Origin of the sequence: Xanthomonas sp. NCPPB 2586, assembly GCF_041475775.2 — a bacterium.
GTDB lineage: Bacteria > Pseudomonadota > Gammaproteobacteria > Xanthomonadales > Xanthomonadaceae > Xanthomonas > Xanthomonas campestris.
This window is the reverse complement of record NZ_CM192981.1, coordinates 4,495,537-4,517,926: the sequence shown is the minus strand read 5'-3', so window position 1 is coordinate 4,517,926 and position 22,390 is coordinate 4,495,537. Positions and strand designations below refer to the sequence as shown.

Sequence of the window (22,390 nt, the reverse complement as noted above, 5' to 3'; positions counted from 1 at the left end):
AGCCCCCTGTCGCCTGCTATCAGCCTGTGGTGTCGGTTCCGTAGCGGCCACGATAGGCCAGCAGCGGTTCCCGGAAGCCCACAAGGTCGGCGTTTCCTGCCGCGAATGCAAGCAGGTCGGCGAGGTTGGCCACCGCGATCACCGGAATGCCGGCCTCGGCCGCCACCGCCTGCGCAGCCGAACGGCGGTCCTGCTCGGAGGCGATTTCCTGCCGGTCCAACGCCACCACGATGCCCGACGGCGTGCCGCCAGCGGCGCGGATGATGCCCAACGCCTCGCGGATCGCGGTGCCGGCGGTGATCACGTCATCGACGATCAACACCTTGCGGCCCTGCAGCGGCGCCCCGATCAGCGTGCCGCCTTCGCCATGGTCCTTGGCTTCCTTGCGGTTGAACGCCAGCGGCAGGTCGCGGCCCCGCCCGGCATAGGCGCAGGCCAACGCCGTCGCCAGCGGAATACCCTTGTAGGCCGGCCCGAACAGCAGGTCGAACTCCACCCCCGCCGCATCGATCGCATCGGCGTAGCACTGCGCCAGCTGCGCGGTCTTTGCGCCCGAATCGAAGCGCCCCGCATTGAAGAAATACGGGCTGAGCCGGCCGGACTTGAGCGTGAACTCGCCAAAGCGCAAGGCATCGGCATCCAGGGCCAGCTGCAGGAAACGGGTGCGGTGATCGGTCATTGGACGGGAATGGGCAATAGGGAGTCGGGAATGGTAAACGCATCGCAGCGCGGCAGCCTTCCTGGCGGCGCTGGGGTAGGCTTTACGATTCCCCATTCCCGACTCCCCATTCCCAGCTCTTATGCGCATCATCAGTTTCAACGCCAATGGCCTGCGGTCGGCCGCCAGCAAGGGGTTCTTCGAGTGGTTCGCCACCCAGGACGCGGATGTGCTGTGCATCCAGGAGACCAAGGCGCAGGAACATCAGCTGGCCGGGCCGGAATTCCTGCCTGCCGGCTACAAGGCCTGGTTTCGCGATGCCAGCACCAAGAAGGGCTACAGCGGCGTGGCGATCTACGCCAAGCGTGAACCCGACGAGGTGCGCACCGCGCTCGGTTGGCCGGAGTTCGACGAAGAAGGCCGCTACATCGAGGCCCGCTTCGGCAACCTCAGCGTGGTGTCGTTCTATATCCCGTCCGGCTCCTCGGGCGAGTTGCGGCAGGGCTACAAGTTCCAGGTCATGGAATGGCTGCGCCCGATCCTGAGCGAATGGCTGGCCAGCGGTCGGCAGTACGTGCTGTGCGGCGACTGGAATATCGTGCGCTCGGCGCTGGACATCAAGAACTGGAAGTCCAACCAGAAGAACTCCGGCTGCCTGCCGCCCGAGCGCGACTGGCTCAACGGCCTGTGCGCCGACCTGCTGGACGAGGCCGACGCCACCAATGGGCGCGGCTGGGTGGACAGCTACCGCGTGCTGCATCCGCAGGGTGAGGACTACACCTGGTGGAGCAACCGCGGCGCTGCCCGCGCCAACAACGTGGGATGGCGCATCGATTACCAACTGGTCACCCCCGGGCTGCGCGACAAGGTGCAGGCCTGTTCCATCTACCGCGAGCAGCGCTTTTCCGACCATGCGCCGTACATCGTGGACTACGCGCCGTGAGCCAGTGGCAGCCATGGCGTGGTGCCGCCTTGCGCGGCGGTTACCGCAGCAGCGGCATCGCCGGGCTGCGGTGGATCGCCCGGACGGCGGCTCCCAGAAGGCGGGGCGGATAAGCCGCATGCCGTCCCAGTTGCAGCAGCGCGGTGAAGGCGGCGGCCGCGCGTTCCATTCGAGGCGAAGGTTTGTCTTCGGCAGTCCGGTCCATGCGGTGAGCGGCGACAATGGCGGCCGTCGCGCTTCCCATCACTTCCACCGGACGCCGTTATGACCCCGCCCGCATCCACCTACAAAGGCCTGAGCGGCATCCAGCGCGCCTTCGCAACCCCGTCGGCGGCCACCATGGCGCTGCTCGGGTTCGGCAGCGGGCTGCCGTTTCTGCTGATCGCCTCGCAAACGCTATCCACGCGCCTGCGTGATGTGGGCCTGGATCTGGGCAGCATTGGCCTGATCAGTCTGGCCAGCTTCTTCTACCTGTTGAAGTTTCTGTGGGCGCCGCTGCTCGACCGCTATGCGTTTCCGATCACGGCGTTCCTGGGCCGCCGCCGCTCGTGGCTGCTGGTCTCGCAAGTGGGCGTCAGCATCGGCTTGTTCGCGCTGGCGTTCTCGCGCCCGGACATGAGCGTCACCGGCCTGGTCGCGTGGGTCCTGTTTGCCTCGTTCTGGGGCGCCACCCAGGACTCGGTGGTGGATGCCTACCGCATCGAAATCGCACCTGATACCGCGCAGGCGGCGCTGGCGGCAACCTACACGCTGGGCTACCGCATCGGGCTGATCCTTGGCGGCGCCGGCGCACTGTACATGGCCGAATACCTCAACTGGACCTGGGCGTATCTGGCCATGGCGGGGCTGATGCTGTTGCCCATCATCACCACTTTGGTGTGTCGCGAACCGGAGCGGCCAGAGCTCACGGTGGTGCGCCGCATCGATGTGGTGGGCGCATTCTGGCAGCCCATCTCCAGCTTTTTCTCGGGCAATGGGCTGGCGCTGGGCCTGATGTTGCTGGCGTTTGTGGGCCTGTTCAAATTTCCCGACCAGGTGATCGGCGTGATGGCAGGGCCGTTCTATCTGGATTCGGGCTACACCAAGGCCGACATCGCCACCGTGTCCAAGTTGTTCGGTGTCTGGATGGGCATTGTTGGCGCGTTCGCCGGCGGTGCGGCGGTGGCGGCATTCGGTTTCCGGCGCATGCTGCTGGTTGCCGCGCTGGGAGTGGCGCTGTCCAACCTGGCCTTTCTGCTGATGGCGCAGAACCCAGGCAAGCTGTGGGCGTTCTATGCCGCGCTCAGCGCCGACAACCTGTTCCAGGGATTTGCTGGCACCGTGCTGGTGGCCTTCATGTCGTCGCTGACCAATCGCAATTTCACGGCCACCCAATACGCATTGCTGGTCTCGCTGGCTAACCTGCCGGGCAAGTTCGCCGGCGGTGTCTCCGGCTTTCTGGTGGAGGCCACCTCCTACAGCACCTTCTTCATCCTGAGCGCGCTGACCGTCGTGCCCACCCTGGCGCTGCTCGCCTGGTTATGGCCGCGCTTGCAGACCCATGACCGGCGGCCGGATTGAAACCGCTGCCAAGGTTGCCGATGATGCCGGCGGGGCAGGGCATCGCACGAGGAAGGGCATGACCGATCTGGTGTTGCGTGATATCGATCCGGTGCTGGTGGATCGGATCCGCCGCATTTCCGTTGCACGGGGCTGGACCCAGCACCAGACGGTGATGCATCTGCTCGAACAAGGCCTGTTCGCCAGCGAGTACGAAGTCACCGGCGGCCTGCAACACCCGGAAGTCGATGCGCTGGCCGAAGCCATTGCCGCGCTCAAGGCGCTGCCGGCGGGCAACACCCCCTGACAGTAGGCGGACGCTGCTTTAACTACGCTTTTTTCTGCGAGCGCTGAGTGCGGGGACACAGTCCAGGCGCGCCGACCAGATTGCTGCTTGCTCGCATCTGCATCAGCAGCAAGCGGTGCGACTGCATATCTTCAATCTGCGGCTAGTGCTGTCGCGCCATAGCTATCCAGCTAGGTGTTCGACGAGTAGACCGGTATCGCGCCCAGCTGCACCGGCTCACGACGCCACTTCCGGCTGCACGGCCCTCAGGCCGGATAAATCGCTCCCAGCAGCCGCGGCCCCGCCGCACCAGTCACCGATGGCAGATTGGCCGGCCGTCCGGCCAGGAGCTCGGCGGCGAGCCAGGCAAAGCCCATCGCCTCCAGGTAATCCGGATCCAGCCCATGGCGCGCGCTGGACTCCACCACCACGCCGGGCAGGCGCGCGCCCAGCCGCGCCAGTAGCACCGGGTTGCGCACGCCGCCGCCGCAGACCAGCACGCGGCGCGTTGTCGGCTGGTGGCGCAGCAACGCATCGGCCACCGTGGCCGCCGTCAATTCCAGCAAGGTGGCCTGCACATCGGCCGGGCGCAGCGTCGCAGTGCTCATGGCTTGCCGTGCCCACGCCAGGTGAAATTGCTCACGGCCGGTGCTCTTGGGTGGCGGCAGTGCGAACCACGGGTCGGCCAACAGCGCCTGTAGCAACGCCGCATCGACCTTGCCGCTGGCTGCAAACGCGCCGTCGGCGTCGAACGGCGTGCCTCGGTGCTGCTGGCACCAGCTATCGAGCAAGGCATTGGCCGGGCCGGTGTCAAAGCCCAGCACCGCGCCGTCGCGCGGGATCAGCGTCAGGTTGCCGATGCCGCCCAGGTTGAGCACCGCACGGTCTTCGTCGCTGGCACCCAGCATCGCCAGGTGGAAGGCCGGCATCAGCGGCGCACCCTGGCCGCCAGCCGCCACATCGCGCCGGCGGAAATCGGCCGCCGTGGTAATGCCGGTGTGTTCGGCGATCCGGCTCGCGTCGCCGATCTGCCAGGTAAAGGCCGGGTCGGCCTGCGGCCGGTGGCGGATGGTCTGCCCGTGCGAGCCAATCGCGCGGATCTGCTCGCGCGCCACGCCGGCCTCGGCAATCAGCTGATTGGCCGCGTCTGCAAAGGCCAGCCCGACCTGCGCGTCCAGACGGCCCAAGCGGTCGATCGCCATCTGCTCGGCGCCCTGGCCGAGCGCGACCAACGCTTCGCGCAACTGTGGTTCCCAGCCCACCGTGATGCCAGCGACCAGTTCGCAGCGGCGGTGGCTGGCGTCGTCGAAGCGCACCAACGCCGCATCGATGCCGTCAGCACTGGTGCCTGACATCAAGCCGAGATAGAGCGGGGAGTGCGTGTGTGTCGGAGCAGACATGCCGGAGCCAGATGCGGAGCGGTCACGCAGCTTGTGCAGCCCAGGCAGGGCCGTCAACCAAGCGTTGGTCGAAGCGCGGTGGTTTGCGCCTGGCGGTCAGGTGCTGGCCGCCGTGCACCAGCGTCTGCGGCTGGGCAACCGCGCTCGCGGGAGCTAAAGCGCGCCGCAAGCGCTGATCAATCGGCCACCAGGGCTGGCCGCCCTCAGCCGCGCGGCTTGCCCTTGGCAGACTTGCCGGCGTCGGCGTAGATCAGTTTTTCCATGCCTTCGATACGTGCCATCGCCGGCGCGGTCTGCGCGCGGAAGGCTGCGAGCTCCGCGCCCTGCAGCGGCTCCGGTGGCGGCATCGTCACCGACATCGGGTTGCGCTGCTGCCCGCCAACGCGGAATTCATAATGCAGATGCGGCCCGGTCGCCAAGCCGGTCATGCCGACATACCCGATCACCGTACCCTGGTTGATGCGCTGGCCGGCCTTGACCTTGCCAAACCGCGACATATGGCCGTACAGCGTGCTGTAGTTCTTGCCGTGGTCCAGGATCACCACGTTGCCGTAGCCGCGCTGGGTGCCCACGAACACCACCCGTGCATCGCCCGCCGCCATGATCGGCGTACCGGAAGCGGCCGCGTAGTCCACGCCCTTGTGCATGCGCATCGTGCCCAGTACCGGGTGCTTGCGTGCGCCAAAGGTCGAGCTGATCCGGCTATAGGCCACCGGCATGCGGATGAAGCTCTTCTTCAGCGGGCGCCCGGTGATGTCGAAATATTCCGCCGGCTTGCCCGCGCGCTCGAAGCGGAAGCCGGTATAGGTCTTGCCGCCGGTGGTGAAGGTGGCCGCCAGGATGTCGCCGGTGCTGATCCGCTCGCCTTCGCGCCAGGTCTCGTCCATCACCACGCTGAAGCGGTCGCCAGGCTGCAGATCCTTATCGAAGTCGATGTCGTACTTGAAGATATCGTCGGTCATCACCGCGACCGCCGCCGGGGAGAGCCCGGATTTGCTGGCCGAGGCATACAGCGAGCTGGTGATCTCGCCGCTGGCCACCACCGTGCGGGTGCTGGTCGCCCGCTCGGTGACGTTCTCGCGCACGCTGTCGCCCAGCAGGCGCAGCTCCACCCGGTGACTGTCGTCGCGATCGAAGCGCAGCGCCCGCAACTCACCGGGGGTGGGCATGTCGAAGGCGATTTCCGTGCCGGGGCGCAGCTTGGTCAGCGCCTCCTTGGTCCCCGGATGCGCCAGCACCTGGTACATCACGGTCGTCGGGATGCCCAACTCCCCGAACAGGGTGCTCAGCGTCTGCCCGGACTTGACCTTGAGGATTTCCCAGTCCGTGCCCGGCCCCAGTGCCTTGCGGCTGGGTACCAGCGGCGGCAGCGGCAGTGCCAAGGTGGCATGGCTGGAAAGCGGCGCATCGATGGCATTGGAAAAGCCCGGCACGATCGTCGCCACCATCGCGCCGATCGTCGCGAACAGGCTGGCATGGATCCAGTGGCGCCGCGTCCAGCGGTCATTGAACGCCGCCGGCAGGTGTTCCTTGAGCTTGCGATGCAGTGCAGTGTCGTGGAGGACGTGGAGGCGTTCTTGGAAGCGCCGCTTGCGTGCACGGCCCTGCTCTGAGTTCTGCATCGTTGGAAGTCTCCGGGACGGCTCGAAGTGCGAGCCCAAACGCCGGTACCATAGACAGCGATCAACAGCGCGTCAAACCATTGAGCCTGTTCATTATTTTTACTTGGCGCGGTATTAACCTGCGTTGAACTTAATTCATGTTGTTGACGGCGAACGCCGCTGGAGTCTGTGGTTGGCCACTATCGATGAATCCCTTGCGCTCATTGGCCGCGGTGCCGAGGAGATCCTCAAGCTTGAGCAGCTCGAAGCGCGCCTGACCTCCGGTGTGCCGTTGCGGGTGAAGGCTGGCTTTGATCCCACCGCGCCGGATCTGCACCTCGGCCACACCGTGTTGCTCAACAAGATGCGCCAGTTCCAGGAGCTGGGGCACCAGGTGATTTTCCTGATCGGCGACTTCACCGGAATGATCGGCGACCCGAGCGGCAAGAACGTCACCCGCAAGCCGCTCAGCCGTGAGGACGTGCTCGCCAATGCACGGACCTACGAAGAGCAGGTTTTCAAGATCCTGGATCGCACGCGGACCGAGGTGCGCTTCAACTCCGAATGGTTCGGCCAGATGAGCGCCGCGGACATGATCAAGCTGTCCGCCCAGCACACCGTGGCGCGCATGCTCGAGCGTGACGACTTCGCCAAGCGCTTTGCCGGCCAGCAACCGATCGCCATCCACGAATTCCTGTATCCGCTGGTGCAGGGCTATGACTCGGTGGCCCTCAAGGCGGACGTCGAGCTCGGCGGCACCGACCAGACATTCAACCTGCTGATGGGGCGCGGTCTGCAGGAGCACTACGGTCAGGCGCCGCAGGTCGTGCTGACCATGCCACTGCTGGAAGGGCTGGACGGCGTCGCCAAGATGTCCAAATCCCTGGGCAACTACATCGGCATCAACGAACCGGCCATCGACATCGTCACCAAGACCATGAAGATCGGCGATACGCTGACCTGGCGCTGGATCGACTTGCTCTCCTTCGACATCAGCGTTGCCGAGGCTGCCCGTCTTAAAGAAGATGTCGCCGCCGGCAACCTGCATCCGCGCGACGTCAAACTGCGCCTAGCGCGCGAGCTGGCGACCCGGTTCCACGATGCAGCCACTGCCGAGCAGGCCATCGCCGGCTGGCATGCCGTAGTGACCGGGCAGGGCGACACCAGCGTGTTGCCGCTCCAGCAGGTCAGCGTTCCCGCAGAAGGCCTGCGGATCGCTAGTTTGCTCACTGCGGCCGGGCTGACACCCAGCAACTCCGAAGCCACCCGCAAGCTCAAGGAGCGGGCAGTCAAGATCGACGGCGAAGTGGTCGACGACCTCGCTCGCCAGTTCGGCCCCGGCTTTGAGGGCGTCATCCAGGTGGGCAAGCGCAACTTTGCCCGCGTTGCTTTGGTAACCAGCTGAGTTGCCTGGGTCGAACAGGGATGATGCAGGCAACTGATCTGTGCCGCTCGCGGCTATCTATATAGAGCGTCGTCAGCGCCTCAGCGTTTGATGAGCTAATTGATCAAATCGGCAGTCTCTATAGATAGGAAACGTGCGTCAGGCGGCTAGCAACGTGCGCCCGCGCACGCTTCCAAGCTCGCGGCAAGGATCAGTGAAATTTTTTTCACAAACCCCTTCCCAAATGCGTTTGACCGGCCCATAATTCTCCTCCCCCGACGCAACGGCCCCGCAGACGCGGAACCAGCGCAAAGGGCTCGAAAACAGCCTGAAATTAGGGTGTTGACGAAACAGAAAAGCCGGCTATGATGGGCGGCTCGCTACACGGAAAGACGCTACGGCGGATTGAGGTGCAGCGACGGCAACTTCCTCTTCACGAGGGGTTGACGAGGATGAAAAGCCTGCTAATATGGCCGGCTCGCTTCGCAGAAAACCTACGGGTCGAAACGAAGCAGCGTCAACCACCTCGGAAACAAGGTGTTGACGGCAAGAAAAAGCCCGCTATAATGGGCGGCTCGCTTCGACGGAAACGACGAAGCTGACGGGAACGGCGCTGAGGCCACTTCCCAATGTTCTTTGACAGTGTGCGCAGGTAATTTGTGCGGACGCCTGCAGGAAGGATGATTGTCCATCTTGCAGACGTTTAATCAAAAAGCAACATATTAATTGCTTTGCAAGCGATAAGTTGTCAGTGGTTGAACTTCTGCAGCTAAAGTATTTGTCTTCGGACATGTAATTTTAAGTGAAGAGTTTGATCCTGGCTCAGAGTGAACGCTGGCGGCAGGCCTAACACATGCAAGTCGAACGGCAGCACAGTAAGAGCTTGCTCTTATGGGTGGCGAGTGGCGGACGGGTGAGGAATACATCGGAATCTACTCTTTCGTGGGGGATAACGTAGGGAAACTTACGCTAATACCGCATACGACCTACGGGTGAAAGCGGAGGACCTTCGGGCTTCGCGCGATTGAATGAGCCGATGTCGGATTAGCTAGTTGGCGGGGTAAAGGCCCACCAAGGCGACGATCCGTAGCTGGTCTGAGAGGATGATCAGCCACACTGGAACTGAGACACGGTCCAGACTCCTACGGGAGGCAGCAGTGGGGAATATTGGACAATGGGCGCAAGCCTGATCCAGCCATGCCGCGTGGGTGAAGAAGGCCTTCGGGTTGTAAAGCCCTTTTGTTGGGAAAGAAAAGCATTCGGTTAATACCCGATTGTTCTGACGGTACCCAAAGAATAAGCACCGGCTAACTTCGTGCCAGCAGCCGCGGTAATACGAAGGGTGCAAGCGTTACTCGGAATTACTGGGCGTAAAGCGTGCGTAGGTGGTGGTTTAAGTCTGTTGTGAAAGCCCTGGGCTCAACCTGGGAATTGCAGTGGATACTGGGTCACTAGAGTGTGGTAGAGGGTAGCGGAATTCCCGGTGTAGCAGTGAAATGCGTAGAGATCGGGAGGAACATCCGTGGCGAAGGCGGCTACCTGGACCAACACTGACACTGAGGCACGAAAGCGTGGGGAGCAAACAGGATTAGATACCCTGGTAGTCCACGCCCTAAACGATGCGAACTGGATGTTGGGTGCAATTTGGCACGCAGTATCGAAGCTAACGCGTTAAGTTCGCCGCCTGGGGAGTACGGTCGCAAGACTGAAACTCAAAGGAATTGACGGGGGCCCGCACAAGCGGTGGAGTATGTGGTTTAATTCGATGCAACGCGAAGAACCTTACCTGGTCTTGACATCCACGGAACTTTCCAGAGATGGATTGGTGCCTTCGGGAACCGTGAGACAGGTGCTGCATGGCTGTCGTCAGTTCGTGTCGTGAGATGTTGGGTTAAGTCCCGCAACGAGCGCAACCCTTGTCCTTAGTTGCCAGCACGTAATGGTGGGAACTCTAAGGAGACCGCCGGTGACAAACCGGAGGAAGGTGGGGATGACGTCAAGTCATCATGGCCCTTACGACCAGGGCTACACACGTACTACAATGGTAGGGACAGAGGGCTGCAAACCCGCGAGGGTAAGCCAATCCCAGAAACCCTATCTCAGTCCGGATTGGAGTCTGCAACTCGACTCCATGAAGTCGGAATCGCTAGTAATCGCAGATCAGCATTGCTGCGGTGAATACGTTCCCGGGCCTTGTACACACCGCCCGTCACACCATGGGAGTTTGTTGCACCAGAAGCAGGTAGCTTAACCTTCGGGAGGGCGCTTGCCACGGTGTGGCCGATGACTGGGGTGAAGTCGTAACAAGGTAGCCGTATCGGAAGGTGCGGCTGGATCACCTCCTTTTGAGCATGACGTCATTCGTCCTGTCGGGCGTCCTCACAAATTACCTGCATTCAGAGATTCATACCGGCACAGGTCGGTATGCGAAGTCCCTTTTGGGGCCTTAGCTCAGCTGGGAGAGCACCTGCTTTGCAAGCAGGGGGTCGTCGGTTCGATCCCGACAGGCTCCACCATATTGAGTGAAAAGACTTCGGGTCTGTAGCTCAGGTGGTTAGAGCGCACCCCTGATAAGGGTGAGGTCGGTAGTTCGAGTCTACCCAGACCCACCACTCTGAATGTAGTGCACACTTAAGAATTTATATGGATCAGCGTTGAGGCTGAGACATGTTCTTTTATAACTTGTGACGTAGCGAGCGTTTGAGATATCTATCTAAACGTGTCGTTGAGGCTAAGGCGGGGACTTCGAGTCCCTAAATAATTGAGTCGTATGTTCGCGTTGGTGGCTTTGTACCCCACACAACACGGCATGTAACTCCGAGGCAACTTGGGGTTATATGGTCAAGCGAATAAGCGCACACGGTGGATGCCTAGGCGGTCAGAGGCGATGAAGGACGTGGTAGCCTGCGAAAAGTGTCGGGGAGCTGGCAACAAGCTTTGATCCGGCAATATCCGAATGGGGAAACCCACTGCTTCGGCAGTATCTTGCAGTGAATTCATAGCTGCTTGAAGCGAACCCGGTGAACTGAAATATCTAAGTAACCGGAGGAAAAGAAATCAACCGAGATTCCCTGAGTAGTGACGAGCGAACGGGGAACAGCCCTTAAGCTGGAATGGCTTTAGAAAAACAATCTGGAAAGATTGGCCATAGAAGGTGATAGCCCTGTATTTAAAAGGGCCACTCCAGTGAAGACGAGTAGGGCGGGGCACGTGAAACCCTGTCTGAATATGGGGGGACCATCCTCCAAGGCTAAATACTCCTGACCGACCGATAGTGAACCAGTACCGTGAGGGAAAGGCGAAAAGAACCCCGGAGAGGGGAGTGAAATAGATCCTGAAACCGTGTGCGTACAAGCAGTAGGAGCTCGCAAGAGTGACTGCGTACCTTTTGTATAATGGGTCAGCGACTTACTGTTCGTGGCAAGCTTAACCGTATAGGGGAGGCGAAGGGAAACCGAGTCTGATAAGGGCGCATAGTCGCGGGCAGTAGACCCGAAACCGGGTGATCTAGTCATGGCCAGGGTGAAGGTGCCGTAACAGGTACTGGAGGCCCGAACCCACGTCTGTTGCAAAAGACGGGGATGAGCTGTGATTAGGAGTGAAAAGCTAATCGAACCCGGAGATAGCTGGTTCTCCTCGAAAGCTATTTAGGTAGCGCCTCGGACGAATACTACTGGGGGTAGAGCACTGTTATGGCTAGGGGGTCATCGCGACTTACCAAACCATTGCAAACTCCGAATACCAGTAAGTACTATCCGGGAGACACACGGCGGGTGCTAACGTCCGTCGTGAAAAGGGAAACAACCCAGACCCACAGCTAAGGTCCCAAATTCACTGCTAAGTGGAAAACGATGTGGAAAGGCATAGACAGCCAGGAGGTTGGCTTAGAAGCAGCCACCCTTTAAAGAAAGCGTAATAGCTCACTGGTCGAGTCGGTCTGCGCGGAAGATTTAACGGGGCTAAGCAGTGAACCGAAGCTTGGGGTGCGTAAAACTTCGGTTTTATGCGCGGTAGAGGAGCGTTCCGTAAGCCTGCGAAGGTGGATTGAGAAGTCTGCTGGAGGTATCGGAAGTGCGAATGCTGACATGAGTAACGATAATGCGGGTGAAAAGCCCGCACGCCGAAAGCCCAAGGTTTCCTTGCGCAACGTTAATCGACGCAGGGTTAGTCGGTCCCTAAGGCGAGGGCGAAAGCCGTAGTCGATGGGAAGCAGGTTAATATTCCTGCACCTCGCGTGAGTGCGATGGAGGGACGGAGAAGGTTAGGTGTACCGGGCGTTGGTTGTCCCGGGGAAAGGCGGTAGGTTTGGATCTTTGGCAAATCCGGGATCCTTTAAGACCGAGCACCGAGACGAGCCTTTATGGCGAAGTCACTGATACCACGCTTCCAGGAAAAGCTCCTAAGCTTCAGCTCACGAAGACCGTACCGTAAACCGACACAGGTGGGTAGGATGAGAATTCTCAGGCGCTTGAGAGAACTCGGGTGAAGGAACTAGGCAACATGGCACCGTAACTTCGGGAGAAGGTGCACCCTTTTTGGTGGCTCATGCGAGCTATAGCTGAAGAGGGTCGCAGAAACCAGGCCGCTGCGACTGTTTATCAAAAACACAGCACTCTGCAAACACGAAAGTGGACGTATAGGGTGTGACGCCTGCCCGGTGCTGGAAGGTTAATTGATGGGGTCAGCCGCAAGGCGAAGCTCTTGATCGAAGCCCCAGTAAACGGCGGCCGTAACTATAACGGTCCTAAGGTAGCGAAATTCCTTGTCGGGTAAGTTCCGACCTGCACGAATGGCGTAACGACAGCGGCGCTGTCTCCACCCGAGACTCAGTGAAATTGAAATCGCTGTGAAGATGCAGCGTTCCCGTGGCAAGACGGAAAGACCCCGTGAACCTTTACTATAGCTTTACACTGAACGTTGAGTTCGTCTGTGTAGGATAGGTGGGAGGCTATGAAACTGTGGCGCTAGCTGCAGTGGAGCCAACCTTGAAATACCACCCTGTCGTGCTTGACGTTCTAACCTAGATCCGTTATCCGGATCAGGGACCGTGTATGGTGGGTAGTTTGACTGGGGCGGTCTCCTCCTAAAGAGTAACGGAGGAGCACGAAGGTACGCTCAGCGCGGTCGGACATCGCGCACTGTGTGCAAAGGCATAAGCGTGCTTGACTGCAAGATCGACGGATCAAGCAGGTACGAAAGTAGGTCTTAGTGATCCGGTGGTTCTGTATGGAAGGGCCATCGCTCAACGGATAAAAGGTACTCCGGGGATAACAGGCTGATACCGCCCAAGAGTTCATATCGACGGCGGTGTTTGGCACCTCGATGTCGGCTCATCACATCCTGGGGCTGTAGTCGGTCCCAAGGGTATGGCTGTTCGCCATTTAAAGTGGTACGCGAGCTGGGTTCAGAACGTCGTGAGACAGTTCGGTCCCTATCTGCCATGGGCGTTGGAAGTTTGAGAGGGGCTGCTCCTAGTACGAGAGGACCGGAGTGGACGAACCTCTGGTGTTCCGGTTGTCACGCCAGTGGCATTGCCGGGTAGCTATGTTCGGAAGCGATAACCGCTGAAAGCATCTAAGCGGGAAGCGCGCCTCAAGATGAGACTTCCCGGGGCACAAGCCCCCTAAAGGAACCATATAGACTATGTGGTTGATAGGTCAGGTGTGTAAGTACAGCAATGTATTGAGCTAACTGATACTAATGATCCGTGCGGCTTGACCATATAACCTCAAGTTGCCTTGGTCCCAACGAACGTTGGTAGATCCGCAAACGCAAGCTACGTCACAAGTTAACTATGCGAGACTGGGCGCCTTAATCCGTTTCTTGGATGGCGACGCTCCAACCGTCTCCCTGGTGAAATTAGCGCTGTGGAACCACCCGATCCCATCCCGAACTCGGAAGTGAAACGCAGCTGCGCCGATGGTAGTGTGGCTCAAGCCATGCGAGAGTAGGTCATCGCCAGGGGCTTTACCCGAAACCCTCAGTCCAACAGGACTGAGGGTTTCTTTTTGCCTGCAATTTGACCAAAGACATATCCATGGGCGAGAAGATGGCCGTAGGCGACGCGCTCGGTCCTAGCGCTTTAATGCTGACTCGGCTTGGACACGTTTGCTTTAGGTGTTGGTCTTGGTATTGGTGCGCAGCGTCCAGCGACAGAATGCATGTGGTGAGGCCGCATGGATCGACCGTTTCTTAGTCCGCTTTGCTGCTCAGCCTGGCGTTATGCGTAAGCGCTATGCGTGAAACATTGGCCTCTTCGGCACGGGGTAATAGGCATTTACTGACGCTGCTGCACAGATGAGTGGTGCGCCTAGCAACTGCGATGTCTGAGCATATCTTGAAATGACCGCTTTCTGCTGCGTTGCCTCAAGGAAGAGCCGTGGAACGTATAGCTATGAAGTAGCCGCTAGCCTTTTCTTAAAGAGCGATGTCGTAAGCGGTGGAGCAAAGGCTCAGACCAGCGCGGGGCGATACACCGTTAGTGGGTTGGGGCTCGTGTAAGTGCTCAGAGACGACACCGTGTGTAAGTTTCGGCTGCGCGTCCAATTGGCTGGTCAGTCGTCCGGCACCACTGCAAGCAAGCGCACAAGCCCTATTGAAGTGGTGTCGTATTACTAGCCACCAATGAAGTCGTTATCCAGCATCAGTACTGGCGATCAGCGAGGCGCTGGCCTGGATGGATGTAGTCATCCGAATGCGCGCTCGGCCTATGCAACAGCCAGCGGTCTAGATGGTTGAGTAGCGCAAATTGACGCTGCTTGGCTAGTTGGTATGGTGCAGATTCGCTAGATGCAGTGCTATTCCGAAAGCTGCTTAGATCCCGCAGGTAGGTAGCCAATTGCATTGCATCGCGGTGTTTGGTGCACTGCTAAGCCGCACTAAATTTTAAATCATGTGCTGATGCATCGGCTGCGCGTAGGTCCACAGCCGTTTCGCGCTCGGCGGGGCCTATCCGTTGCGCCAAGAGAAAACCCCGCTTCTGCGGGGTTTTCTTGCTTCAAGCGCTCAATTCGACGAGCGAAAATGTGCAGTCGAACTTTCTGCACTCTAGTGATGCGATAACAATTGGGGCTTTCCCAGTAGTTATGGATGTCATGGAACTCGTACTTCTTTACATCTAGGCTTCCTGCAAGGATCGTTCGGGAGCGTTGCCTTGCCACGCCCACGGACTAATCGCAGAGCTACCAAGGTGCCGCACTCCAAGCATCAGTCACCCAAGGTCAGCAGCGAAGCATTGCCGCCGGCTGCGGTGGTGTTCACGGTGACGACCTTTTCGGTGGCAAAGCGCAGCAGGTAGTGAGGACCGCCGGCCTTCGGGCCGGTGCCTGACAATCCCTGGCCACCGAACGGCTGCACGCCGACCACAGCGCCGATCTGGTTGCGATTGACGTAGACATTGCCTACGGCCACGCGCGAGGTGATGCGATCGATGGTCTCATCGATCCGCGAATGCACGCCCAGGGTGAGGCCATAGCCGGTGGCGTTGATCTGATCGATGACCGCATCCAGCTGGTCGGCTTTCCAGCGAATGATGTGCAGCACGGGGCCGAAAATCTCACGCTGCAGCTGCGCCAGGGACTTCAGTTCGTAGGCACGTGGAGCAAAGAAGCTGCCATATGCCGTGGCGCTGTCCAGCGTGGTCGTGCCGATCAGGCGTGCTTCGCTGTCCATGCGGCTCGCGTGTTCTTCCAGGATCTTCAGGGCATCGGCGTCGATTACGGGACCAACGTCGGTGGAGAGCAGGGCCGGGTCGCCGATTTTCAGCTCGCCCATCGCGCCGGCGAGCATGTTCATGACCTTGTCGGCGATGTCCTCCTGCACGAACAGCACGCGGGCTGCGGAGCAGCGCTGACCAGCAGAGATGAAGGCGCTGGAGATGGCGTCCTTGACTACGGTTTCCGGGAGCGAGGACGAATCGGCGATGAAGGCATTCTGGCCGCCGGTCTCGGCGATCAGTACGCCAATCGCGGCGTCACGCGCGGCGAGCGTGCGATTGATGATGCGGGCGGTGTCGGTGGAGCCGGTGAAGGCGACGCCGGCAACGCGGGGATCGTTGGTCAACGCGGCGCCGACCGTGGCGCCATCGCCGGGCAGGAACTGCACAGCGGCTTCCGGCACGCCGGCTTCATGCAACAGTTTGACCGCCGCAAAGCCCACCAGGTTGGTCTGCTCGGCCGGCTTGGCGATGACGGTATTGCCTGCCGCCAGCGCCGCAGCCACCTGGCCCAGGAAGATCGCCAGCGGAAAGTTCCAGGGGCTGATGCAGACGAACACGCCGCGGCCATGCAGTTGCAGCTCGTTGGATTCGCCGGTGGGGCCCGGCAGGCGCTCGGGCGCACCAAACTGCGCACGCGCCTGGGCAGCGTAATAGCGAAGGAAGTCCACGGCTTCGCGCACCTCGGCCACGGCGTCCGGCAGGGTCTTGCCTGCTTCCTTGACGCAGATCGCCATGAACTCCGGCATGCGGGCCTCGAGCAGGTCTGCGGCGTGTTCGAGGATGGTGGCGCGGCTGGCGGCGGGCGTGCGATTCCAGGCTGGCTGAGCGGCGGCGGCAGACGCCAATGCCTTCTGCACGGTGGCCGGGTCCGCGGGCTGCCAGTGACCGACTGTCTCGCGGCGGTCGGCCGGGTTGAACACGGCCTCGCTTGGCGTGGTGATCACGGCACCCGGCACCAGCGGCGCGGCCTTCCAAGGCTTGATTGCGGCGGTGAGTTGGTCGGCCAGCTGCCGCAGATCGTTATCGTTGGCGAGGTTGGCGCCCATGGAATTCTTCCTGTTCTGGTTCTGGCTGCGCAGCAGGTCGGCCGGCAGCGGGATCTTGGGGTGCGGGATGGACGCAAACGAGGACACCGCCTCGACCGGATCGCGGATCAGGTCTTCGATGGCGACGTCTTCGTCGGTGATGCGATTGACGAAGCTGGAGTTGGCGCCGTTTTCCAGTAAGCGACGGACCAGGTACGGCAACAGGTCTTCGTGCGAGCCGACCGGTGCATACACCCGGCACGGCAATCCCAGCCGATCGGCCGGAATCACCTCGGCATACAGGTCATCGCCCATGCCGTGCAGTTTCTGGTGTTCGTAGGTTTTCCCTGCCGAGATCGCGCGCACCGCAGCGATGGTCTGGGCGTTGTGGGTGGCGAACATCGGGTACAGCGCGTCGCTGTGCGCGAACATGCGGCGTGCGCAGGCCAGATAGGACACGTCGGTGTTCTGCTTGCGGGTAAATACCGGATACCCGGGGTGGCCGTCGATCTGCGCACGCTTGATCTCTGCGTCCCAATACGCACCCTTGACCAGGCGCACCGGAATGCGGCGGCCAACGCGACGCGCCAGATCGGCGAGGAAATCGATCGTGTAGGGCGTGCGCTTCTGATACGCCTGCACTGCGAGCCCGTAGCCCTCCCAACCATCCAGCGATGGATCGGAGAACGTGGCTTCGATGATGTCCAGCGACAGTTCCAGGCGGTCGGCCTCTTCGGCATCGACGGTGTAGCCGATGCCGTAAGACTTGGCCAGTTGCGCCAGCTCCAGCACGCCGGGAACCAGCTCGGCCATCACGCGTGCGCGCTTGGCGTGTTCGTAGCGCGGATACAGCGCGGACAACTTGATCGAAATGCTGGGCGCGGCGAACACGTCGGTGCCGACGAAGCTGCCACTGCGGCCAATCGCATGGATGGCATCGCGATACGCCTGCAGATAGCGCTGCGCATCCTTCATGGTGAGCGCGCCTTCGCCGAGCATGTCGAACGAATAGCGGTAATTGGCGTTGTCACCCTTGCGCGAACGCGCCAATGCCTCACCGATCGTGCGGCCCATGACGAACTGGTGGCCCATGATCTTCATCGCCTGGCGCACGGCCAGACGGATCACCGGCTCGCCGACACGGCCGATCAGCCGCTTGAAGGCGCCCGGCACATCGGCGCGGGTAAGGTCGTTGAGCTGTACCAGCTTGCCAGTGAGCATCAGGCCCCAGGTGGAGGCGTTGACCAGCACCGAATCGCTGCCACCCACGTGTTTTTTCCAGTCCGCCTCGCCCAGCTTGTCGCGGATCAGCTTGTCGGCGGTGTCCTGGTCGGGAATGCGCAGCAAGGCTTCGGCCACACACATCAGCAGCACGCCTTCTTCGCTGCCCAGATCGTATTGGCGCATGAAGGCTTCGATCGCGCCCTGATCCTGGGCACGTGCGCGCACCCGGGTGACCAGGTCGGCGGCCAGCGCCTGCACCTTGGCCTGCTCGGCGGCCGGCAAGCGCGCCTGCTCCAGCAATTCACGGACGTGCTCGGTTTCGTCCTTGAGCCAGGCAGCGGTGATGGCGGCACGCAAGGCGCCGGGCGCGGCGGGCAGTTCGGGCGCCAACAGCGGGCGCGCGGCGTGGGAAGAGGCAAAAGTGTCTGGCTGGGCGTTCATGCGAAAGGTGCCTGGGAATCCGCGCTCATTCTAGAGAGCCCGCCCGGCTGTGCACTTGTGTGGAAGCGGCAGCTTTTCTGCCGTTTTGTGCATGCCGTCGCGCAACGCGGTGATCGCCCACGCGCGCGCCGCGATAAAACCCCAGCCGGCGGGAAGTGATTGATTTTTCGCGCAGTTTTTAGTTGCAGTGCAGCATTGGTGATTCGCGCGAAACGCTTGCCGCATGCGTTCGCCCGGGACTACCATCGGGACATTCCCGCAGTCCGCTGCGTGTTGCCATGATCGAAGTACTGCCGTTGATGTCCGAAGGGGTTGGGACGCAGGTGCGGTTACGGCCTCCGCGGGCAATGAGTGCCAGGCAATTCGTGCAGTTGTTTGCGGTGTTGGCGGGAACGATGTGGTTGTTTGCAGGCCTGGGGTGGTGGACCGGCAATGCGTTCGCGCCGGTGTTCGCCCTGTTGCACAGTGGTGTGGTGGCGCTGGCGCTGCGGCAGTTGTGGCGAAGCGGCGAGCGTGTAGAAGCGATCCGGGTGGGGGAAACGGTAGTTGAAGTGTTTCCTTCCGGGCGTGCGCCACCAGCGTTTCAGGCACATCCGCACTGGGTGCGGTTGCGCACGGAACGCGACGACAGGGTGTTGCTGGTGAGCAGCGGCAGGCAGATCGAGATCGGGAGCTTTCTCGGGCCGGCCGAACGTGTGGAACTGGCAGATACGCTGAAACGCTTGCTCGCGGCCGCCAATGGCCGTCACCGATGACGTAAGGGTCTAGGCAATGACGCAACGCAGCAGCTGGAACGCGACGTACATGAAATGTGGCTCGGCCGTGTTGGCGCTTGCAGGTGCGCCGGTTGCCTGGGCGCAATCAGCCGATCCCAAGGAATGGCAGCTCAACATGGGCCGTGGGGTCACCCAGACCGCACGCATGGCCTATGAGGCCCACATGGTGGCGTTGTGGGTGTGCGTGGTCATCGGCGCGTTGGTGTTCGGCGCGATGGGCTATGCGATCTTCAAGTTCCGCAAATCCAAGGGCGCGGTGGCCGCGCAATTCAGTCACAACACCAAGGCCGAGGTGCTGTGGACGGTGATCCCGGTGCTGGTGCTGATCGCCATGGCATGGCCGGCGACCGCCAAACTGATTGCGATGTACGACACCCGCGAGTCGGAAATGACCGTCAAGGTCACCGGGTATCAGTGGATGTGGAAGTACGAATACCTGGGGCAGGGCGTCGAGTTCACCAGCCGTCTTGCGCGTGAATCCGACCGGATCCGCCAAAGTGGCGAACGCCCTACCGCCGCGTCGCAGCCGCACTATCTGCTGGACGTGGACAACCGGCTGGTGCTGCCGGTCGATACTAAAATCCGCTTCGTGATCACCGCCGATGACGTGATCCACGCCTGGTGGGTGCCGGCGCTGGGCTGGAAGCAGGATGCCATTCCGGGCATCGTCAACGAAGCCTGGACCAATATCGAAAAGCCCGGCGTCTATCGTGGGCAATGCGCCGAGTTGTGCGGCAAGGACCATGGCTTCATGCCGATCGTGGTCGAAGCGCTGCCCAAGGCGGAATTCCAACGTTGGCTCGCATCGCGTCGTAGCGCGGCAGGCGCGCCGGCCGCAGCACCCGCTGCAACGCCTACAGCACCTGCAGCACCTGCAGCACCGGCGATGCCAGCGGACGCACCGGGGGCCGCCGCACCGTCAGCAGAGGCCACACCGGCGGCCGGCACAGCATCTGCCGCACCGTCCGCCGCTCTCTAATCGCACGCAACCGCATCGCTTCGCAGAGGTCGTTCCGTCATGGCGCACACCGCAGTCGATCACCACGGACACCACCAGCCCGGTTTCGTCGAGCGCTGGTTCTTCTCGACCAATCACAAGGATATCGGCACGCTGTATCTGCTGTTTTCCTTCGTCATGTTCATCATCGGTGCGGCGATGAGCGTGGTGATTCGCGCTGAATTGATGCAGCCCGGGTTGCAGTTCGTCAAACCCGAATTTTTTAACCAGATGACCACCGTGCACGCGCTGGTGATGATCTTCGGCGGGGTGATGCCGGCGTTCGTCGGTCTGGCCAACTGGATGATTCCGCTGCAGATCGGCGCGCCGGACATGGCGCTGCCGCGCATGAATAACTGGTCGTTCTGGTTGCTGCCGGCGGCGTTCACCTTGCTGCTGCTGACGCTGTTCCTGCCCGGCGGCGCGCCGGCCGCTGGTTGGACGCTGTATCCGCCGCTTTCGCTGCAAGGTGGTTACAACGTGGCTTTCAGCGTGTTTGCGATCCACGTGGCCGGCGTCAGTTCGATCATGGGCGCGATCAACATCATCGCCACGGTGCTCAACATGCGCGCGCCCGGCATCGACCTGCTGAAGATGCCGATCTTCTGCTGGGCGTGGCTGATCACCGCCTTCCTGCTGATCGCGGTGATGCCGGTATTGGCCGGCGCGGTGACCATGCTGCTCACCGACAAGTTTTTCGGCACCAGTTTCTTCAATGCGGCCGGCGGCGGCGACCCGGTGATGTACCAGCACATCTTCTGGTTCTTCGGGCACCCGGAGGTGTACATCATGATCCTGCCGGCATTCGGCGTGGTCAGCGAAATCATCCCCACCTTCAGCCGCAAGCCGTTGTTCGGTTACCAGGCGATGGTCTACGCGATCGCGGCGATCGCCTTCCTGAGTTTCATCGTGTGGGCGCACCACATGTTCACCGTGGGCATGCCGCTCGGTGGCGAAATCTACTTCATGTTCGCCACGATGCTGATTTCCATCCCGACCGGGGTGAAGGTGTTCAATTGGGTCAGCACGATGTGGAAGGGGTCGCTGACATTCGAATCGCCGATGCTGTGGGCGGTGGCGTTCGTGATCCTCTTCAGCATCGGTGGTTTCTCGGGCCTGATGCTGGCGATTGTGCCGGCCGACTTCCAGTACCACGACACTTACTTTGTGGTGGCGCATTTCCATTACGTGCTGGTGACTGGCGCGGTGTTCGCACTGATTGCGGCGGTGTATTACTGGTGGCCCAAGTGGACCGGGCGCATGTACAACGAGGCCTGGGCCAAGTTCCATTTCTGGTGGACGATGATCTTCGTCAACCTGTTGTTCTTCCCGCAGCACTTCCTGGGCCTGGCCGGCATGCCGCGGCGTATTCCTGACTACAACGTGGTGTTTGCGGACTGGAATCTGATCAGTTCGATCGGCGCATTCGGCATGTTCGCCACCCCGTTCCTGATGGCCGGCATCTTGTTCGCCTCGTTGCGCAGTGGTGCCAAGGCTGACGCGCGTGCGTGGGAAGGGGCCAAGGGACTGGAGTGGACGGTCCCGTCGCCCGCTCCGGCGCATACCTTCACCGTGCCGCCGGTGATCAAGCCTGGAGATCTTGCGCATGAAGACATCGGTCACTGAGTCGACGCCGGCACCCGCGGTGGCACGCATGCTCTCCGCTGCCGAACGGCAAGCGCAACAGCGGCGCGCGGTGCGCCGTACCGCCATCACGGTGGGCATCGTTGCGCTGCTGATCTATGCCGGCTTCATCGCCTCGGGAGTCATTGGCCGGTGAGTACGCGTCTGCCTACGCACACGCCTACTGCCGGCTTGTTCAAGTTGCTGGGCGTGGTGCTGGGTGTGTTTGTGCTGACGTTCTCGCTGGTGCCGCTGTATCGCATCGCCTGCGAAAAAGTATTCGGCATCCGCATGGAGCGTGCACCGGGTAGTGCCCGTGAAGGCGCGTCCAGCGCGGTGGCGGCCGGCAAGCGCACGGTGCGGGTGGAGTTCGATGCCGGCGTCAATTCGAAACTGCCGTGGACCTTCCATCCCGAGCAGATGACCATGGACGTGGTGCCCGGTGAACTCAACGAAGCGCAGTATTTCGCGCGCAATGACAGCGCACGGGCAGTAGTAGGCAGTGCAGTGCCTTCGGTGGCACCGTCGCGGGCGTCGGGCTACTTCAACAAGACCGAATGTTTTTGTTTTACCGCGCAGACGCTGCAGGCCGGCGAAACACGCGACATGCCGCTGCGCTTCATCGTGGACCCGGCGCTGCCGCCGGAAGTGACCACCATCACCTTGTCCTACACGTTCTATCGCAATGACACGCTGACCTCGGAACTGCAAGGCGGCGGCGCAGCCAGCGCCCCGCGTGCCGCGCCGTAATCGATCGCCCACTCATACCGACACGG

The 22,390-nt window shown here is 61.3% G+C and carries 14 protein-coding genes, 2 tRNA genes and 3 rRNA genes; 14 read left to right on the top strand and 5 right to left on the bottom strand.

The window, feature by feature from the left end:
• Positions 1-19: 19 nt before the first annotated feature.
• Positions 20-679, bottom strand: coding sequence for an orotate phosphoribosyltransferase (pyrE, locus tag ACCQ09_RS19875; protein WP_011038922.1), 660 nt, complete (start codon positions 677-679; stop codon positions 20-22).
• A gap of 121 nt (positions 680-800) precedes the next feature.
• Between pyrE and ACCQ09_RS19870 the strand changes: the two genes are divergently transcribed.
• Entirely contained in the window at positions 801-1,601 is an 801-nt protein-coding gene (locus tag ACCQ09_RS19870) for an exodeoxyribonuclease III (protein ID WP_040941968.1), read from the top strand.
• 40 nt (positions 1,602-1,641) lie between these two features.
• Here ACCQ09_RS19870 and ACCQ09_RS19865 read toward each other — a convergent pair whose 3' ends face one another.
• A complete protein-coding gene (locus ACCQ09_RS19865; protein ID WP_162871134.1) occupies positions 1,642-1,845 on the bottom strand; it encodes a hypothetical protein in 204 nt (67 codons plus the stop codon).
• Between the two features lie 20 nt (positions 1,846-1,865).
• On the opposite strand from ACCQ09_RS19865, the gene ACCQ09_RS19860 reads away from it, so the two are divergent.
• Positions 1,866-3,161: an AmpG family muropeptide MFS transporter gene (locus tag ACCQ09_RS19860; RefSeq protein WP_040941967.1), complete on the top strand. Its 1,296-nt coding sequence runs from the start codon at positions 1,866-1,868 to the stop codon at positions 3,159-3,161.
• Positions 3,162-3,219: 58 nt separating this feature from the next.
• A complete protein-coding gene (locus tag ACCQ09_RS19855) occupies positions 3,220-3,447 on the top strand; it encodes a hypothetical protein (RefSeq protein ID WP_011038919.1) in 228 nt (75 codons plus the stop codon).
• A 245-nt stretch (positions 3,448-3,692) separates the two neighbouring features.
• On the opposite strand, the gene ACCQ09_RS19850 is transcribed toward ACCQ09_RS19855, so the two are convergent.
• Both ACCQ09_RS19850 and ACCQ09_RS19845 read right to left on the bottom strand, forming a co-directional pair.
• On the bottom strand, positions 3,693-4,826 hold the full coding sequence (locus tag ACCQ09_RS19850) for an anhydro-N-acetylmuramic acid kinase (RefSeq protein ID WP_040941966.1): 1,134 nt from the start codon (positions 4,824-4,826) through the stop codon (positions 3,693-3,695).
• A gap of 203 nt (positions 4,827-5,029) precedes the next feature.
• Positions 5,030-6,448, bottom strand: coding sequence for a M23 family metallopeptidase (locus ACCQ09_RS19845; protein WP_019238046.1), 1,419 nt, complete (start codon positions 6,446-6,448; stop codon positions 5,030-5,032).
• Between the two features lie 172 nt (positions 6,449-6,620).
• Between ACCQ09_RS19845 and tyrS the strand changes: the two genes are divergently transcribed.
• From tyrS to rrf, 6 genes are all read left to right on the top strand, one after another.
• Positions 6,621-7,832, top strand: coding sequence for a tyrosine--tRNA ligase (gene tyrS, locus ACCQ09_RS19840; RefSeq protein WP_040941965.1), 1,212 nt, complete (start codon positions 6,621-6,623; stop codon positions 7,830-7,832).
• A 778-nt stretch (positions 7,833-8,610) separates the two neighbouring features.
• A 16S ribosomal RNA gene (locus ACCQ09_RS19835) occupies positions 8,611-10,157 on the top strand.
• 94 nt (positions 10,158-10,251) lie between these two features.
• Positions 10,252-10,327 (top strand) — tRNA-Ala (locus tag ACCQ09_RS19830).
• Positions 10,328-10,346: 19 nt separating this feature from the next.
• Positions 10,347-10,423 (top strand) — tRNA-Ile (locus ACCQ09_RS19825).
• A 227-nt stretch (positions 10,424-10,650) separates the two neighbouring features.
• A 23S ribosomal RNA gene (locus tag ACCQ09_RS19820) occupies positions 10,651-13,533 on the top strand.
• A gap of 127 nt (positions 13,534-13,660) precedes the next feature.
• Positions 13,661-13,775, top strand: a 5S ribosomal RNA gene (rrf, locus tag ACCQ09_RS19815).
• The 16S, 23S and 5S rRNA genes sit together here with 2 tRNA genes alongside, the layout of an rRNA operon.
• A gap of 1,242 nt (positions 13,776-15,017) precedes the next feature.
• On the opposite strand, the gene putA is transcribed toward rrf, so the two are convergent.
• Positions 15,018-18,218, bottom strand: a complete 3,201-nt coding sequence (gene putA / locus ACCQ09_RS19810; RefSeq protein WP_228428210.1) for a bifunctional proline dehydrogenase/L-glutamate gamma-semialdehyde dehydrogenase PutA — start codon at positions 18,216-18,218, stop codon at positions 15,018-15,020.
• Positions 18,219-18,496: 278 nt separating this feature from the next.
• Here putA and ACCQ09_RS19805 point away from each other — a divergent pair, with 278 nt between their 5' ends.
• The 5 genes from ACCQ09_RS19805 to ACCQ09_RS19785 are packed head-to-tail and all read left to right on the top strand — an operon-like array spanning position 18,497 to position 22,364.
• Positions 18,497-18,973: a DUF2244 domain-containing protein gene (locus tag ACCQ09_RS19805; protein WP_014506314.1), complete on the top strand. Its 477-nt coding sequence runs from the start codon at positions 18,497-18,499 to the stop codon at positions 18,971-18,973.
• Between the two features lie 16 nt (positions 18,974-18,989).
• A complete protein-coding gene (gene coxB / locus ACCQ09_RS19800; RefSeq protein WP_040941963.1) occupies positions 18,990-19,973 on the top strand; it encodes a cytochrome c oxidase subunit II in 984 nt (327 codons plus the stop codon).
• Between the two features lie 39 nt (positions 19,974-20,012).
• The gene (ctaD, locus tag ACCQ09_RS19795) at positions 20,013-21,617 is read left to right on the top strand and encodes a cytochrome c oxidase subunit I (protein ID WP_011038912.1); all 1,605 of its coding nucleotides are present in this window, start codon (positions 20,013-20,015) and stop codon (positions 21,615-21,617) included.
• A complete protein-coding gene (locus tag ACCQ09_RS19790) occupies positions 21,598-21,771 on the top strand; it encodes a hypothetical protein (protein WP_040941962.1) in 174 nt (57 codons plus the stop codon). The genes ctaD and ACCQ09_RS19790 overlap by 20 nt, the downstream gene beginning before the upstream one ends.
• A complete protein-coding gene (locus tag ACCQ09_RS19785; protein ID WP_014506318.1) occupies positions 21,768-22,364 on the top strand; it encodes a cytochrome c oxidase assembly protein in 597 nt (198 codons plus the stop codon). Before ACCQ09_RS19790 ends, ACCQ09_RS19785 begins: the two co-directional genes overlap by 4 nt.
• Positions 22,365-22,390: the final 26 nt, after the last annotated feature.